Genomic DNA, 16,619 nt, shown 5'->3' on the forward strand with positions numbered 1-16,619 from the left:
GTAAATCAACTTGAATAAGGCAAAAGATAAGCGCGCAAAATGCGTGCCGGCAGTCGGATAAAGAGGGCCGCCGGCAGCTTCGGCGGCGGCGTGGCATACTGTTGCCTATGCTCACTGTTGTTTGATCGGATACGCTTTATGACACTCTCGACCTGGCTGTTATTCCTCTCCGTTTCCCTGGCGGCGGCCTTCAGTCCGGGGCCGGGCGTCCTGATGGCCATCTCGACGGCCGCCACGCAAGGCGCGCGCCGCGCCTTGTATAGCTCCCTGGGCAACGCGCTGGGCGTATTCATCGTCGCCACCACCGCCGTCGCAGGCCTCGGCCTGGTGCTCAAGACCTCCGCGCTGGCTTTTGGCGCGGTCAAGGTGGCGGGCGCCGCCTATCTGATCTATCTCGGCGTGAAAACCTGGCGCCAGGCGTCGAAGGCGCCGGCCCAGGCCGATGACGCAGCCCCGGCGGCGCCGGTCGCGCAGGCCAGCCGCTGGAGCACCTTCCGCTCCGGCCTGCTGGTGGCGATCAGCAATCCCAAGGCGATCCTGTTCTTCACCGCCGTGTTCCCCCAATTCATGCCGCCGGACCACATCGACCCGATGCGCTTCCTGCTGCTGACGTCGACCTTCACCGCGTGCAGCCTGCTGTCGCACTTCTTTTATGTGGTGTGCGCGTCGTGGATGAAGCGCCGGGTGCGCCAGAGCGCGGCCCGTTCGCGCTTCACCAAACGCACCACCGGCGCCTTGTTCATCGGCATGGGCGGCGCGCTGCTGACCGTCAAGTAAACAGACGCGTCGGACCGAGGTCAGCCTGAAGTGGACGCGCGCCGAGCCGGATCGGCCGAGGCTTCGTTGACGGCGCCGCGCGCCAGCGCTTCGGACAGCGCCATGGCCACCACGCCGTCGTTGCGCACCACCCGCGCGGTGGCATCCCGGAATTGCCGCGCCAATTGCTCGCCCGATAGCGAAAAAGCCTCCTGCCGCGACGCGGTCGAGAAAATATACAGCGTGCGAAGCGGACTGATCCATGCAAGCTTGACCTGGCGCCGGCCGCCGTCCGGCTGCGCGAACTCAAGCCACATGCCGCGCCTGAGCCCCTCGACTTCGATGGCGGCCTCCTCCTCGGCCGCTTCAAGCTCCGGCTGGCTGGCGCGCGCCTCGGCTTCGGCTTGGTCGGCCGCCTCCGCCTTCGCCTGCAGTTGCAGACGCCGCTCGGCGGCCTGCTTCGCCACCTGCACCGATATGTCCAGCTGACGTTCCGGCGACAGGTCCAGCGGCGCGCGCACGATGGACGCGTGGCACTCGGCCAGCTCGGCAAAGAATTGCAGGCGGTCGGCGTCCTGCCACTTGATCGCGTCGAGCCACTTGTTCAATGTGGCGAGCATGCCGGGCAGTTTGGAGATCAGCAGCTTGCGGTCGTCGGCGTTCAGCTTGGGGCGCACGCTCCAGATCAGTTCGTCCATGGCCCTGGTGGCGTTGTTGACGGCGCCCGGCTTGCCGTCCTCGATGCTGTAGGCGACGGTCAGCACCGAGACCCAGCGCTGTTCGAGGAACGCTTCCACCACCGCGATGACCTCGCCGGTGCCGATGCGCAGGGCCACGGCGTTTTTCGCCAGCTTGCCCGCTTCCGCCATCTTTTCCTGCTTTAGCGCGGCGGCGATCGGCTCCGCGATGGTGGCCGCGGCGACCCGCTCTTCGGCCAGGATCGACGCTTCCAACTCGCTGACGGCCTGGGCGAATACCGACAGTTCATGGTCGTAGTCGCGGCCGACGCGGTCGACGCTGCGCTGCATCGCCTTGAACAACGGATCTTCCGGCCCATTGCGCTGCTCCCAGCCCATGCGCGACAGCAGATCGATCATGCGGCGCGCCGGGTGTTCCTCCTGGAAGAAGAAGTTCTTGTCGACCAGCGCGGCCTTGAGCACGGGAATCTGCAGGAAACGGATCAGGTCGCGTATCTCCTGCGAAATGTTCTGGTCGCGGAAAACGGTGTCGAAGATCGCCGTCAGCAAATCGAAGGTGCTTTCGTCGGCGCGCGTCAGGCTGCCTTGCGGCATGCTTTGCTTGATGTTGGGCAGGTAGAACACGTTGGCCGGCATGGCGGCGGCGCTTGCGGCCGGCTCGCCGTCCGATCCGTGCTTGCCCACCGCGGTCGCCTGCAACTGCGCCAGATAGGCGAACAGCGGCTGCCTGGCGCCGATCTGCGACTGCCGCTGCGCCTGCTCGTTGCTGACGCCGCGCGACTGGAAACCTTGTGCCGCCCCCTGGACCCAGACGCCGCCCGCGTTCAGCGCCGGCATCGGCACGTCCGGAATGCCCGGATCGATGACGCCGGCGCCTTGCAGCAGGCCGCCGGCGATCTTGTCGACGATCTGGCCGGCGGCCGAACCGGCGACGTCGCTGGAGGCGAAGAACTGGCGCAGTTGCTGGGCCAAGGCCGCCTGGTTGCCGCGCGCGCGGGCGCCCGCCGCCTGCTTGGCCGCGTCGGCCTTGCGGCCCTTGTAGCCATCCACTGAGCCCGGCATTACGCCCTTGCCCTGCAATGCCAGGTCCAGCGCTTCGAGCATCGGTCCCAGTTCGATGAACATGCCGGGTTTGACAAGCGGTTGCAACAACGGCGCCGACTCCGGCTCGGGATCGAATTGCAGCCAGGCTCGCTGCAAGGCCGACAGGAACACCTCGGGGCGAAACGGATTCTGGCTCACGCGCAAGATATCGCGGCCCAACAGGAACGCCAGCCGCACATTGAGCGTCTGCAACGCGTCCGAATGCAACGATTCGAACGGTTTGCTGGCGCCGCCGAGCGCCACCCTTTTGTCCATTTCCTCGAACGGCACCAGCGACATCGGCTGCCCGGCGCCGCTACGTTTGTCTTTCGCGGCCGGCGCCAACTGTGCGATCTCCTGGCGCAGCGTGTTTTCCAATGCCTCCGTCGCCAGATGCAAGAACGCGAAATGGCGGTTACGCAGCAAATTGCCGGCGCGCAGCCGTTGCTGGATGGTGCGCGTATCCCCGTCGGTGGCGTCGATCAGCGCGCCGGCCAGCTTGGCGGCCAGCGCCAGATATTGATCGCCCGCGTGCTTGACGGCGATGCCGATCAAGTCCTCCAGCAAGCCATGCCGCGGCGTGACCGTCTTTATCGGCGCGCCGCTGGTGCTCGGGGTGGTTGAAGTATTCGCCATCGTGTCGGCCCGCTGGTGATCGATCCGTAGACCCCATTCTTACACAGTATTTCCGCATGGCAATACCAGCAGTGAAAGAATCGGCGATTTTTTTTGCCCCTTGCGGGCTGTGTACCACTTTCCTCGTTCCAACAACTGCTTTGACGAGGCGCAATGAACAAGCTTGGACTTTGCTTAACATCATTATATGGTCCGCCCCGCTCCCGCCCTCGCCGTCGCTTCCCTCACCAAGGATATCCATGAAATACCTGCATAACCTGGAAACCTCCAGCAAATTGCTGATCGCCTTCGCCACCGTGCTGGTCCTGACCGTGCTGCTGGGCCTGAGTTCACTCGCGCGCATGGGCGACATCGACCGCGCGTCGACGCAGCTGTCCGACACCTGGCTGCCGCAATCGATCGCCGTGCTGTCGCTCAAAAACAATGTGCAGGAATTGCGCAAGCTCGAACACGTGGTGATCAGCGACAAGGCCAGCATCGACGGTTCCGAGCAAAAACTAAGTCTCGCACTATCCGCGTTCCGTGACAATGCTGACAAGCTCGGCAAGACCATCAACGATGCAAACCTCATGCCGCAGGCGGCGGAATTACAACGGATGGCCGCTTCCTACCTGCTCGCGCACGACAAAATGATGGCGCTGGCCAACGAGGGCAAAAAGGACGAGGCGGTCGCGGTGCTCAAGGGCTCGTCGCTGCCGGCGTTCGACGCCGTCAGCGGCCAGCTCGACAAATTACTGTCCAGCAATCTCGAAGGCGGCCGGCAGGCGGCACGAGGCGCCGACCAGGCGTACCTGGCCGGGCGCATCGTCACGCTGGCCCTGCTGTCGGCGGCGATCGGCTTTGGCGTGCTGCTGGCGTTTTGGCTGGCGCGCTCGATCTCGGCGCCGCTGCAGCAAGTGATGCTGGTGGCGCAGCGCATTGCCGACGGCGACTTGAGCACCCGCATCGAAGTACGGTCCGGCAATGAAACCGGCAAGCTGCTGCAGGCGATGCAGCATATGAACGACAGCTTGATGACGATGATCGCCCAGGTGCAAAGCGGCGCGCGGGCGATCGGCCAGGCGTCGGCCGAGATCGCCGAGGGCAATCTGGACTTGTCGAGCCGCACCGAGCAGCAGGCCGCCTCGCTGGAAGAGACCGCCTCGTCGATGGAGCAGCTGACGGCAACCGTCAAACAAAACGCCGAGCACGCGGTGCAGGCCAACAAGCTTGCCGTGTCGGCGTCGGCGGTGGCGGTGCGCGGCGGCAGCGATGTCGGCCAAGTGGTCGGCACGATGGCGTCGATCAACGACAGCTCGAAGAAAATCGCGGAAATCATTGGCGTCATCGACGGCATCGCGTTCCAGACCAACATCCTGGCGCTGAACGCTGCGGTCGAAGCGGCCCGTGCCGGCGAGCAAGGACGCGGCTTCGCCGTCGTCGCCTCCGAAGTGCGCAACCTGGCCCAGCGCAGCGCGGCGGCCGCCAAGGAGATCAAAAGCCTGATCGACGACTCGGTCGACAAGGTGGTGCGCGGCACGCAGCTGGCCGACCAGGCACGCTTGACGATGGACGAGGTGGTGGGCAGCGTCCAGCGGGTAACCGGGCTGATCGGAGAGATCGCCGACGCCAGCGCCGAGCAAACGGCCGGCCTGGAGCAAGTCAACCGGGCGATCGCGGCGATGGATCAGGTGACCCAGCAAAACGCCGCGTTGGTCGAGCAGGCGGCCGCCGCAGCGTCGTCGATGCGCGACGAAACGGGCAAGCTGAACGAGGCGATCGGTGCGTTCGCCGTGCACGACGGCGCGGACCGGGAAGCGCGGGCGCGGCAGCCGCTGGTCGCCGCCGAGGCGCTCAAAACGCGTGGCATCGCCGGCATGCCAGGCGCGGCGGACATGCGCGACGACGAGGAGACGCCGCCGGCGCTCGCCACCGCCGGCGCGCGCCGCGAACGAATCAAGCCGGCACTGCCCTCGCCGGGAAAACGCACGGTCGCGCCACGCCGTCCGCCCGCCCGCGCCGGCGCCGCCAGCGGACTGGGCAAGGCATCCGGCAAGCTCAACAGTGAGGTCGAATGGGAAGAGTTTTAATGACGAGTGCGAGGCATGTTCCTACAGCCCCCCAAGACGCACTCCGATAGCAAGTGCCTGAGCGAAAACGCATCATTGCTCTACCAGAAACGCGCACGGTGTCACCGTTTTTCCAGTCAGCACGGCGCGCTTGTGGCGAGTACGTTCTTTCACTTTCACAAAGGAACTAAAATGAACTCGAATCAAAAAAGCGGTGGCAGCAAGCAAGGCTCCAGTCAAGGCAGCAGCAAGCAATCGGGCGACAAAGGGTCGTCCAGCGGCTCGCGCTCCGGCACCCAGGGCGGCACCCATGAGCAGCATGTGGAAGCCGGCCGGCAAAGCCATAAAAACGACGGCAACAAACAGACGGGCAACAAAAACCGCTAATCAGGCTCCACCATAATTAGCGGCATGGCGGCGCCTCCCTGGCGCCGCTCCCGTTTCAGCTTGCAATCAAATATTGGCCACGCGCTGTCCACGCGGCGGCACAAAGTCCTTCACGGCGTTGACCATCCCCACCGCCACGCCCTCGGCCGCCGTCAGGTGCAGGTCGGAGTACGCGTGCGTGCGCCAGTGCTCCTCGGTCAGCTTGACGTGTTCGCGCAGGATCTGCTCGGTGCGGGCGTCGTCGGCCTGCAAGCCTTCGACGATGATGCGCAACGCGTCCGGCCGGGCGCCGTGCGGCGCGCTGGCGTGCGATTTGTGCACCATGAAGCGCGCCGTGTCGCTGGCATAACGCTCCTCGCCGGACAGGAACAGGATCACGGCGATGGACGCCACCGCGCCGGCGTTGTAGGTGACGATCTTGATCGGCAACTTGCTCAGGTAATTGTACAGACAGATGCCGTCGCTGACATAGCCGCCGTTGGACTGGATCAGGATGTGGGCGGTGGTGATGCGGTCCTCCGTCATATCGGCAACGGCGTCGAAGACACGGCGCACCATGTCACTGTTGACGTCGCCTGACAGGGTGAACCACGCGTGGCCCTCGTAGGAATTTGGATCTTGGCTCATGGGTGGGCTCTCGAATAAGTGTGATTTATTCTAGCAAATAGTTGTTTATATAGCGTTTTTATTGCACGCCATTCGTGCGCGCCCCCGCCCACCACCCCATCCAGCCCTGCCCGCAAGATTGACATTCAGGCCCTTCTGACATATATTCCCGAGTCTTGATCGGGAGAGGGTTGCGGGCGATACGCCAACGCAGCCGCCGAAGGGGCACTACCCAAAAACTCTCAGGCAAAAGGACCGATCAAGGGACCAGCGCGGCCGCCGTTCGATTTTTTATCGCGGCGGGATGCCAACTGGTCCAACTCTGGAGAGCGGCCGCGGCACACGCCGGCGGCCCACCGAAGGGGCGCACGGGAATCGAGTTCGACTTCGCGTCGATTCGCCCGTAATCTCTCAGGTACCAAGGACAGAGGGGTCTGCGATCATTGTGGAAACAGCTTTTTAGCCGTTCCTTGTATGTTCTGTTAACCCCTTTTCGATATGGACCGAGGAATTATGACGCTCAAAGCCACCCCACTCAATAACGCACACCGCGCCGCCGGCGCCAAGATGGTCGATTTCGGCGGTTGGGACATGCCCGTCAACTACGGATCGCAGATCGAAGAACACAACGCCGTGCGCACCGACGTCGGCATGTTCGACGTCGCCCACATGTGCGTGGTCGACATCAAGGGCGCCAACGTGCGCGCCTTCCTGCGCGGCCTGCTGGCCAACAACGTCGACAAGCTGCAGGTGTCGGGCAAGGCGCTGTACTCGTGCATGCTCAATCCGCAGGGCTTTGTCATCGACGACTTGATCGTCTACTTCATCGACGAGAGCTGGTTCCGCCTGGTCGTCAACGCCGGCACCGCCGAAAAAGACGTGGCGTGGATGCAGGCGCAGAACGCCGCCACCAACAGCGGCGTGACAATCACGCAGCGCCGGGATGGTGATAACGCCATGGCGCTGATCGCCGTGCAGGGCCCGAACGCGCGCGCCAAGGTGTGGGACGTGATCCCCGAATCGAAGGCCGGCACCACCGACATGAAACCGTTCAACGTCGCCTTCGCGCACAGCGCCGCCTTCGGCGAGGCGATGATCGCCCGCACCGGCTACACCGGCGAAGACGGCTTCGAGATCGGTGTCGCCGCCGACCAGGCCGAGAAGCTGTGGAACGCGCTGGCCGCCGCCGGCGTCAAGCCGGCCGGCCTGGGCGCCCGCGACACGCTGCGTCTGGAGGCGGGCATGAACCTGTACGGCCAGGACATGGACGAAACCGTCAACCCGCTCGACGCGGGCCTGGCATGGACCATCGACCTGGTGTCCGAGCGCGACTTCATCGGCAAGGCTGCCCTGCAGGCGATGGGCCAGAACGCCCAATTCGTCGGCTTGATCCTGCGCGAAAAAGGCGGCGTGCTGCGCGCCCACCAGAAAGTCATCGTGGCCGGCACCGACGCCGTCGGCGAGATCACCAGCGGCACCTTCAGCCCGACCATGCAGCAGGCCATCGCGCTGGCGCGCGTGCCCAACGGCGTGGCCGTCGGCGACACCGTGCACGTCGAGATCCGCGACAAGAAGCTGGCCGCCTCGGTGGTCAAGCTGCCCTTCGTCCGCAACGGTAAAATCCTCGCCGTTTAAATGATTTAGTATCCTAGTTCGAACCCGCCCCCTACCCATCTGGAGCCTTACATGAATATTCCTGCAGACCTGAAGTACACCGAATCCCACGAATGGGTGCGCGCTGAGTCGGACGGCACCGTCACCGTCGGCATCACCGAGTACGCGCAGGACGCGCTGGGCGACATCGTCTTCGTCGAACTGCCGAAGGTCGGCAAGAGCTACACGGCCGGCGACGACGCCGCCGTGGTGGAATCGGTCAAGGCGGCCAGCGACATCTACGCGCCGGTGTCGGGCGAAGTCATCGCCGTCAACGAAGACGTGGCCAGCGCCCCGGAGTCGATCAACAGCGACGCCTACGCCGCCTGGCTGTTCAAGATCAAGCCGGCCGACGCCAGCGCGATCGACGGCCTGCTGGACGCAGCCGCCTACGGCAAGACCACCGAAGCGTAAATTATGACCCGTTCAAGCCTGACCCAACTTGAAGCACGCGACGCTTTCATCGCACGCCACATCGGCCCTGACGCCGCAGAACAGGAAGCCATGCTGGCGGTCCTCGGCTACGCCTCGCGCGCCGCCCTGATCGACACCATCGTCCCTGCCAACATCCGCAACAAGGCCACCCTGCCGCTCGGCGCATACACCCAGCCGATGCCGGAGCAGGAAGCGTTGAACAAGCTGAAAAAAATCGCCGGCAAGAACAAGGTCCTGAAGTCGATGATCGGCCAGGGCTACTACAACACGCTGACGCCGGGCGTGGTGCTGCGTAACATCTTCGAAAACCCGGCCTGGTACACCGCCTACACGCCGTACCAGCCGGAGATCTCGCAAGGCCGCCTGGAAGCGATCCTTAACTTCCAGCAGACCATCACCGACCTGACCGGCATGGGCATCGCCAACGCCTCGATGCTCGACGAAGGCACCGCCGCCGCCGAAGCGATGACCCTGATCCAGCGCGTGGGCAAGTCGAAGTCGAACGTGTTCTACGTCGCCGACGACGTGCTGCCGCAAACGCGCGAAGTGGTCGAGACCCGCGCCAAGCCGCTGGGCATCGAAGTCAAGGGCTTCCACCCTGCCGAACTTTCCGGCATCGGTGACGCCTTCGGCGTGCTGCTGCAGTACCCCGGCGTTAACGGCGTGGTGCGCGACTACAAAACCGGCGTCGAGGCGGTCAAGGCCAAGGGCGCGATGGTGGTTGTCGCCGCCGACCTGCTGGCGCTGACCATGCTCACGCCACCGGGCGAATGGGGTGCGGACGTGGTCGTCGGTAACAGCCAGCGCTTCGGCGTCCCGCTGGGATTCGGCGGCCCGCACGCCGGCTACCTGTCGACCCGCGACGAATTCAAACGCAGCATGTCCGGCCGCCTGGTCGGCGTCACCATCGACGCCCAGGGCAACAAGGCCTACCGCCTGGCGCTGCAAACCCGCGAGCAGCACATCCGCCGCGAAAAAGCCACCTCCAACATCTGCACCGCACAGGTGCTGCTGGCGGTGATGGCGTCGATGTACGCCGTCTACCACGGCCCGAAAGGCCTGTTGCAGATTGCCCAGCGCGTGCACCGCTACACCGGCGTGCTGGCGGCTAACCTGAAGACGCTCGGCTACACCGTCACCAACGACACCTTCTTCGACACGCTGACCGTCGCCACCGCCAACGCCGAACAGCTGCACGCGTCGGCCCACTCGCACGGCGTCAACCTGCGCGTGATCGACGCCTCGCACGTCGGCGTCTCGCTCGACGAGACCACCACGCGCGAAGACATCGCCCTGCTGTGGACCGTGTTCGCCCACCCTGTCGGCGGCCCGGCCCACGGCCCGGATTTCGACACCGTCGAAGCGGCCGTCGCCGAATCGTTCCCGGCATCGCTGGCGCGTTCGAGCGATTACCTGACGCACCCGGTCTTCAACCGCTACCACTCCGAAACCGAAATGCTGCGCTACCTGCGCAGCCTGGCGGACAAGGACCTGGCGCTGGACCGCACCATGATCCCGCTGGGTTCATGCACCATGAAGCTGAACGCCACCAGCGAGATGATCCCGGTCACCTGGCCCGAGTTCTCCAACATCCACCCGTTCGCGCCGGACAGCCAGACCATCGGCTACCGCGAAATGATCGCGCAGCTGGAAGAGATGCTGTGCGCGGTGACCGGCTACGCCGCCATCTCGCTGCAGCCGAACGCCGGCTCGCAGGGCGAGTACGCCGGCCTGCTGGTAATCCAGGCCTACCACCAGTCGCGTGGCGAAGGCCACCGCAACATCTGCCTGATTCCATCGTCGGCGCACGGCACCAACCCGGCGTCGGCCAACATGGTCGGCATGCAGGTGGTGGTCACCGCCTGCGACGCCAACGGCAACGTCGACCTGGCCGATCTGAAGGCCAAGGCCGAACTGCACTCGAAGAACCTGGCCGCCGTCATGGTGACCTACCCTTCGACCCACGGCGTGTTCGAGGAAGGCATCCAGGAGCTGTGCGAGATCGTCCATAGCCATGGCGGCCAGGTCTACATCGACGGCGCCAACATGAACGCGCTGGTCGGCGTGGCCGCGCCGGGCGCGTTCGGCGGCGACGTCTCGCACCTGAACCTGCACAAGACCTTCTGCATTCCGCACGGCGGCGGCGGCCCGGGCGTCGGCCCGATCGGCGTTGGCGCCCACCTGGCCAAGTTCCTGCCGAACCAGCGTTCGAATGGCTATATCCGCGACAACGCCGGCATCGGTTCGGTCAGCGCCGCGCCGTACGGCTCGGCCAGCATCCTGCCGATTTCGTGGATGTACATCGCGATGATGGGCGCCGAAGGCCTGACCGCCGCGACCGAAACCGCGATCCTGAGCGCCAACTACATCGCGCGCCGCCTGTCGCCGCACTACCCGGTGCTGTATTCGGGCCACGACGGCCTGGTGGCGCACGAGTGCATCATCGACCTGCGCCAGCTGCAGGACGCCACCGGCATCAGCAACGAGGATGTCGCCAAGCGCCTGATGGACTTCGGCTTCCACGCGCCGACCATGAGCTTCCCGGTACCGGGCACCTTGATGATCGAGCCGACCGAAAGCGAATCGAAGGCCGAGATGGACCGCTTCATCGACGCCATGATCGCCATCCGCGGCGAGATCGCCAAAGTGGAAAGCGGCGAATTCGACAAGCTGGATAATCCGTTGAAGTTCGCGCCGCACACCGCCGAGGTGCTGACCGCAGACAAGTGGGAGCACAAGTACAGCCGCGAAGTGGCGGCCTACCCCGTGCCGTCGCTGCGCAAGCAGAAGTACTGGCCGCCGGTCGGCCGTGCCGACAACGTCTACGGCGACCGCAACCTGTTCTGCGGCTGCGCGCCGATGAGCGACTACGAGTAAGCGAGAGTTTGCGCGGCACGCCGCGCAAACAAAAAGCAGGCAAGCCTCACGGTTTGCCTGCTTTTTATTATCCAATCCGGTGCGGCGATGGTTGCGGGTGTGCGCTCAATTCCTAATCGACGCCAGCCGCAGGCGCACCACCCGCGGCGAGCCCGGTTGCTGGGGGACGTTCGGCTCCTGACCATCCTCCAGCTTGAACATCGCCACCGCCTCGGACAGATTGAGCGCCTGCCGCTGCAACCCCGTGGACGCCGCCGCCGCCTGCCGCACCAGCGCCAGGTTCTGCTGCGTCACCTGGTCCATCTCGAGGATCGCCATGTGCGCGCCCTGCAAACCCTCGGCCTGCTCGGCGCTGGCCTCGCTGATCTGGCCGATGATGTCGCCCACCTGCTGCACCGAGGCCACGATCTCCGCCATGCTGTCGCCGGCCTCCTCCACCGAGCGCGCGCCGCCCTCGATCTCGGCCACCGACTCGGCGATCAAGGCCTTGATCTCGTGCGCCGCCGTCGCCGAGCGCTGCGCCAGGACCAGCACCTCGCTGGCCACCTGTGCGAACGCTTCGCCCTGGGCGCCGGCGCGCGCCGCCTCCACCGCCGCGTTCAAGGCCACCAGATTGGTCTGGAACGCCAGGCCGTCGATGACGCCGACGATGTCCACCACCTTGCGCGAGCTGCCGCGGATCGACGCCATCGTACCCACCAGCCGCTGCACCACGCTGCCGCCGCGCACCGCGAAGTTGGTGGCGCAGCGCACCAGTTGATTGGCCAATTGGGCGTTGTTCGCCGTCTGCGCGACCGTGGAGCTGAGCTCACGCATCGCGCCGCTGGTCTCCCCCAGCGAGGTCGCCTGCCTTTCGGCGCGCTGCGTCAGATCCACGCTGCCTTGAACCACGGAGCGCGACGCCGAGTCCATCGATTCGGCCGACGCCAGTATCGTCTTGAGCGTCGTGTTCAGGTTGCGGATGCTGGTGTCGAGCGCGCGCGAGGTCTCGGAGATCTCGTCGCGGCCATAGACGCGGTTCTTGACCGTCAGGTTGCCCTCGGCCAGATCGATGGCCGCCGAGCCGATCTCGCGCACCTCCTTCAGTAGCGCGTTACGCACCGCCATCGTCACCAGTAGCGACAAGATAATTGATATCGCTACCATGATCGGCATCCAGACCGACACGCTGGTGAACTCCGATTCAGCCTCCGTGAAAGCACGCTCGCTGAGCGATTGTTCGAGCCTTGACAGCTCATCGAGCCGCTGGGACACCACATCGAACGCGCGTTCGGCCTTGAACATGGCGTTGGCGGCCATCGAATGATCGGCCATCCCCAGCTCGATCACATCGGCGATCGCCTTGACATACTGGCTATGCGCGGCCTGCGACTGCACCACGAAGCGGCGCTCGGCGGGATTCGATTGGGTGACCATTTCGAGCTGCGCGAACTGGCGGTCCAGCGCCGCGTGGCGGGTATGGATGTCGCGCACCAGCGCGTCGATGCGCGGCGGCGCGAAGCTGGCATTGATCCAGGTGAGCAGCTGGTAGATTTCGGTGTGCGCGCGGTTGGCGCCGGCCACCAGGTCGGCGGTGGCCTTCAGGCGCACCGCGCGCTGCTGCACCATGTTTTCGAGCGACTCGTTTTGCCGCACCATGCCGAGGTAAGCCCCGGCCGACAGGCAAATCAGCAGGATCAACACCACACCGGGCGCCAACAACAGTTTGGGACCTATACGAAGTTTGCTGAGCATGACGTTGACCGGTCAGTGTTTATAGATGCCGGCTTCCAGCGCCACGTCGTCCACCCGCAGCACGTAGGTGCTCTTGGGTGCGACCTTGCCGGTTGCGGGATTGCGGAATTTGTAGTCGACCCAACCTTTGCCGCTGCCTTGGGCGACGGCCACCATCTCATGGCGGAAGGCCTTGCCGTCGGCGTCCGGCACGTCGAGGAAATCCTTGCCGATCAACGCGTTGGTGGGATGGGCGATGGTGATGCCGCGCATGTCGCGCATGGCCAGGTACAGCGCGCCCTGGTTGAACAGCGGGTCCTTGCGGTTGATGCGGGCGATCATTTCCGCCTTGCCGTAGGTTTTGATGAACAAGGCGCCCCGCTCGGCCAGCGCGACGGCATCCTTCTCGCCCGGATCGGCGTTGGCGGCGACGTTGACCGATAAACAGCTTAACAATGTGACGATTCCGAACATGGCGCGCATGATTTTCCCCGCAGGTAACATGCTGTAATCTACGCCCCGTACCCTTACGCAATCTTGCGCTGTCTCAACTTGGCGCCAGCCCTACCAATAAACAACAGCGATAACGAACGGAACCACGCACGCATGATGAAACCCACTACCAAGGCGGCCCTGGTGTCGGCGCTGATCTTCCCCGGCCTCGGCCACCTGGTGCTGAAACGGCCGCTGCGCGGCTGCCTGTTCGTCGTGCCGGCGCTGGTGGCCATCGGCTTCCTGCTGCGCACCACGCTGGAGCTGGCCAATACGCTGGTCGATGAGATCAACAGCGGCAAGCTGGCGCTCGATCCGATCGACATCATCGCCCGCATCCACGCCACCGGCGTTGACAATCCGGCCACCAACGCGGCCTCGATGGTGATCCTGCTGTGCTGGATCGGGTCGGTGGCCGACGCTTATTGGCTGGGGCGGCGCGGACAGGCGTAGAATTGGCGGCGGCCGCGCGCGGTCGTCATCGTCAGGCGGCCAAACGGCCGGCGGGGAATGCCGGTGGCATCCTGGTCATCGATATCCACCGCACCCACAACGTCAGCAGGGAGCCGGCGACGATCGGGCACACCAGCACAAGCCAGGGAAAGCCTGGATGCCTCGCGGCGAGCGCCGCAAAAAACAGGTATCCCAGGATCAGCGCCACCAGCAAGCCGAAGCTCACACCCCAGCGCGGGGCGGCGCGCAAGCGCGCATAGTCCGGCAGCAGGAAGCAAATGAACGGCAGCGTTAGCGATGCCAGCGCCAGCGGATAAGCGCGAAGTTCCAGGCTGCCTCGCCGCGCGCAGTCGATCGCCACCAGGCCCGCCAGCACCACCAGCCAAATCTTCAGGAACCGCAGCACGACGGCTTTGGCAAACACGCGGTTCAATTCACGCGCGGATGGCGCCCTTGGTGCCAGCCGATACAGCCCCTGCTCGGCGTTATGTGTCACTGCGGCCAACAGCACCGCCACCGTGTACGAAGAAACCGACAGCAACATGAAGACCTGGGCAAGATCAAAGATGGCAATCGGTCCAAAAATCTTCACATCGGGGACGTTTGCCAGTGCCGCCAGTACCGCCAGCAGCGTGCAGACGACCACCCCGAAAACGGTGCTCCCTTCGTTCACGGTCGTCCCCATCGTGTGCATCAGTTTATGCCCCGGGGCCCCTGCCCGCACGCTATCGCGGCGCAGAACGCGCGCGTAGCCCCAACGCCACACACGGCGGCGCTGCAATTCCCGCAGCGCCGCGCCGTCCGTACCGGCGGTCCGCCACAACGTGCGTCGCGCGTTCAGCGCGAAGTGCCGGTCGCCGCCTCGCGGCAGCGCAATGCTTATCCCCCAGGCCAGCAACGCAATATCGGCGGCGACACCGAACAACGACAACGTGGGCTCGTTGATCGACGCCAGCAAAGCTGTCAGCCTGTCGGTCCACGCCGCCGGCACCAACTGGGACAGCGGCGAGGCATACACCGGTAGCATTGCGAGATAGACAAAGCGCTGCGCCAGCAGCACGTAAGGAACCAGCAAGCCGGCGCCGGCCACCGCGTAGCCGAAGTGGCCGAAAAACAGGCTGACCGCGACAGCCAGCACGACGCTGCTGACGACGAACATCGCAACGCAGGCCGTAATGAGGCGTCGCCGCAAATGCGGCACCAGACAGGCGTTGGCCGGATGATTCTGGAGCATGGCGGTGCTCACGAAAACGCTGGACCAGAGCCACAGGAACAGAGCCAGCGCCACGCAGCAGAAGGCGCCGGCGCCTTCTGACGAGTGTTTGACCGCGAGCGACAGCCACGCCCCCACGACGGCGACGACCACCAGTACGCCGCTGACCCACAACAGCGTGCGGCGGCCGCCACGATCGCCGAGCATTTGGTGGAACAAGGGCGCATAGGCGCGGAAAACAGCGTTCATTTGGTCACCTCGACGAACAAGTCTTCCAGGCTGAGTGATTCGACGCGCAATCCGGGGCTGGCGCTCAATGCCGCCGCCTCGGCGCCGGTCAGGCGCGCCAGCACGGAAGCGCCGTCACCGCCGTTGCGCATGCGCCGGATCTCGTCGCCGAAGCGCATACCCGCCATGATCGCGTCGCTGCCGCTGATCCTGTGGGCGCTTTCCAGCAGCTCGTCGAGCGGCGCCTGCAAGGTGATCTTGCCGCCCTGTAGAAACGCCACGTCCAGCGCCACCCGCTCCAGGTCCGACAGGATGTGCGTCGAGAAAATCACCGTCGTATCGCGTTCGATGACGTCGTCCACCAGCTCGTGCAGGAAGTCGCGGCGGCCGACCGGGTCGAGGCTGGCGACCGGCTCGTCGAGCACCAGCAGTTCGGGATCGTGGGCCAGCGCGCGGATGATCGACAGGCGCTGCTTCTCGCCGCCGGACAGCTTGCCGATGTGCTGCCCAGCGGCCTGCCCGTCCAGGCTCCAGCGCCGCATCAGGCCCGCCACCTTGTCGGCGTTCCAGCGCGGATAGAGCGCCTTGAAGTAGTCGAGCATCTGCACGGGCGTCATCCACTCGAACAGGTCGGACTTTTGCGGCACGTAGCCGATCTTCGCGCGCACCGTGTCGCTCAACTCGGGCACCTGTTCGCCGAACAGCGTAACGACGCCGCTATCGGCTTCGCGCAGCCCGAGCAGACAGGCCAGCAAGGTCGATTTGCCGGCGCCGTTGCGCCCCAGCAGGCCGATCACCTTGCCCGGTTCGATCGACCAGTTCACGCCTTGGAGCACCGGCTGGCCGTCGAAGGTTTTATGCAGGCCGGCGACATCGACGATGGATGATTTCATGGTTCTTCCTTGAGAATTTTCTTGAAAAGGGCGAGGACGGCATCGGGATCGAGTTCGAGCTGGCGGGCCTCGGCCGCCGCCCGTTGCAAGGTGGGTCGCAGCAGGTCTTCGCGGTCGCGCCGGCTGTGCGCCTGCGCCGGGCGCTCGGCCACCAGCATGCCGATGCCGCGTGCGCGCGACAGCACGCCCTCGGTTTCGAGCATGTTGTAGGCCTTGGAGACGGTCATCGGGTTGACCGCCAGGGCCAGCGCGACCTCGCGCACCGACGGCAGCACGTCGCCGGGCGCCAGCACGCCGGCGGCGACAAGCCGGCGCGTTTGCTCGATCAACTGCCGGTAGATCGGGTCGGACGAGCCGACGGCGATCGTAAAAAGTGTGGCGGAATGGGAAGTCATCGCTGGCTGTATCGCTCAATGTATTGGTGCATTAGTCGGATAATACACCAAGC

The 16,619-nt window shown here is 65.0% G+C and carries 14 protein-coding genes and 2 riboswitches; of the genes, 7 read left to right on the plus strand and 7 right to left on the minus strand.

Translation table 11 applies throughout. From position 1 onward, the window contains the following. The first annotated feature begins 138 nt into the window (after positions 1–138). Complete coding sequence (locus tag AC0IYS_RS18460) at positions 139–777, plus strand: LysE family translocator (protein WP_471706544.1); 639 nt, start codon at positions 139–141, stop codon at positions 775–777. Between the two features lie 20 nt (positions 778–797). On the opposite strand, the gene AC0IYS_RS18465 is transcribed toward AC0IYS_RS18460, so the two are convergent. Next, entirely contained in the window at positions 798–3,173 is a 2,376-nt protein-coding gene (locus tag AC0IYS_RS18465) for a DUF1631 family protein (RefSeq protein WP_471706545.1), read from the minus strand. A gap of 239 nt (positions 3,174–3,412) precedes the next feature. Between AC0IYS_RS18465 and AC0IYS_RS18470 the strand changes: the two genes are divergently transcribed. Beyond that, positions 3,413–5,242: a methyl-accepting chemotaxis protein gene (locus AC0IYS_RS18470; protein ID WP_471706547.1), complete on the plus strand. Its 1,830-nt coding sequence runs from the start codon at positions 3,413–3,415 to the stop codon at positions 5,240–5,242. A 171-nt stretch (positions 5,243–5,413) separates the two neighbouring features. Beyond that, the gene (locus AC0IYS_RS18475) at positions 5,414–5,608 is read left to right on the plus strand and encodes a hypothetical protein (RefSeq protein WP_471706548.1); all 195 of its coding nucleotides are present in this window, start codon (positions 5,414–5,416) and stop codon (positions 5,606–5,608) included. 66 nt (positions 5,609–5,674) lie between these two features. On the opposite strand, the gene AC0IYS_RS18480 is transcribed toward AC0IYS_RS18475, so the two are convergent. Further along, the gene (locus tag AC0IYS_RS18480; protein WP_471706549.1) at positions 5,675–6,235 is read right to left on the minus strand and encodes an ATP-dependent Clp protease proteolytic subunit; all 561 of its coding nucleotides are present in this window, start codon (positions 6,233–6,235) and stop codon (positions 5,675–5,677) included. A gap of 150 nt (positions 6,236–6,385) precedes the next feature. Next, a riboswitch (glycine riboswitch) is annotated at positions 6,386–6,482 on the plus strand. A gap of 44 nt (positions 6,483–6,526) precedes the next feature. Continuing rightward, positions 6,527–6,652, plus strand: a riboswitch (glycine riboswitch). Positions 6,653–6,727: 75 nt separating this feature from the next. Here AC0IYS_RS18480 and gcvT point away from each other — a divergent pair. Genes gcvT through gcvP form a run of 3 tightly spaced genes read left to right on the plus strand, consistent with a single transcriptional unit; the run spans position 6,728 to position 11,179 of the window. Further along, positions 6,728–7,849, plus strand: coding sequence for a glycine cleavage system aminomethyltransferase GcvT (gene gcvT, locus AC0IYS_RS18485; RefSeq protein WP_471706550.1), 1,122 nt, complete (start codon positions 6,728–6,730; stop codon positions 7,847–7,849). Between the two features lie 51 nt (positions 7,850–7,900). Next, complete coding sequence (gene gcvH / locus AC0IYS_RS18490; protein WP_471706551.1) at positions 7,901–8,281, plus strand: glycine cleavage system protein GcvH; 381 nt, start codon at positions 7,901–7,903, stop codon at positions 8,279–8,281. A 3-nt stretch (positions 8,282–8,284) separates the two neighbouring features. Further along, positions 8,285–11,179: an aminomethyl-transferring glycine dehydrogenase gene (gcvP, locus tag AC0IYS_RS18495; protein ID WP_471706552.1), complete on the plus strand. Its 2,895-nt coding sequence runs from the start codon at positions 8,285–8,287 to the stop codon at positions 11,177–11,179. 105 nt (positions 11,180–11,284) lie between these two features. Here gcvP and AC0IYS_RS18500 read toward each other — a convergent pair whose 3' ends face one another. Then, on the minus strand, positions 11,285–12,913 hold the full coding sequence (locus tag AC0IYS_RS18500) for a methyl-accepting chemotaxis protein (protein WP_471706553.1): 1,629 nt from the start codon (positions 12,911–12,913) through the stop codon (positions 11,285–11,287). 12 nt (positions 12,914–12,925) lie between these two features. Further along, positions 12,926–13,375: a cache domain-containing protein gene (locus tag AC0IYS_RS18505; protein WP_471706554.1), complete on the minus strand. Its 450-nt coding sequence runs from the start codon at positions 13,373–13,375 to the stop codon at positions 12,926–12,928. 123 nt (positions 13,376–13,498) lie between these two features. Here AC0IYS_RS18505 and AC0IYS_RS18510 point away from each other — a divergent pair, with 123 nt between their 5' ends. Further along, positions 13,499–13,837 (plus strand): DUF6677 family protein, encoded by a 339-nt coding sequence (locus AC0IYS_RS18510; protein WP_471706555.1) that lies wholly within the window; start codon positions 13,499–13,501, stop codon positions 13,835–13,837. Between the two features lie 31 nt (positions 13,838–13,868). Here AC0IYS_RS18510 and AC0IYS_RS18515 read toward each other — a convergent pair whose 3' ends face one another. From AC0IYS_RS18515 to AC0IYS_RS18525, 3 genes are read right to left on the minus strand one after another with little or no spacing between them, the layout of a single operon-like run. Continuing rightward, positions 13,869–15,299, minus strand: a complete 1,431-nt coding sequence (locus AC0IYS_RS18515; RefSeq protein ID WP_471706556.1) for a hypothetical protein — start codon at positions 15,297–15,299, stop codon at positions 13,869–13,871. After that, the gene (locus AC0IYS_RS18520; protein WP_471706557.1) at positions 15,296–16,171 is read right to left on the minus strand and encodes an ABC transporter ATP-binding protein; all 876 of its coding nucleotides are present in this window, start codon (positions 16,169–16,171) and stop codon (positions 15,296–15,298) included. The genes AC0IYS_RS18515 and AC0IYS_RS18520 overlap by 4 nt, the downstream gene beginning before the upstream one ends. After that, on the minus strand, positions 16,168–16,566 hold the full coding sequence (locus AC0IYS_RS18525; protein ID WP_471706558.1) for a GntR family transcriptional regulator: 399 nt from the start codon (positions 16,564–16,566) through the stop codon (positions 16,168–16,170). Before AC0IYS_RS18525 ends, AC0IYS_RS18520 begins: the two co-directional genes overlap by 4 nt. Positions 16,567–16,619: the final 53 nt, after the last annotated feature.

The organism is Duganella sp. AC237 (assembly GCF_979254035.1).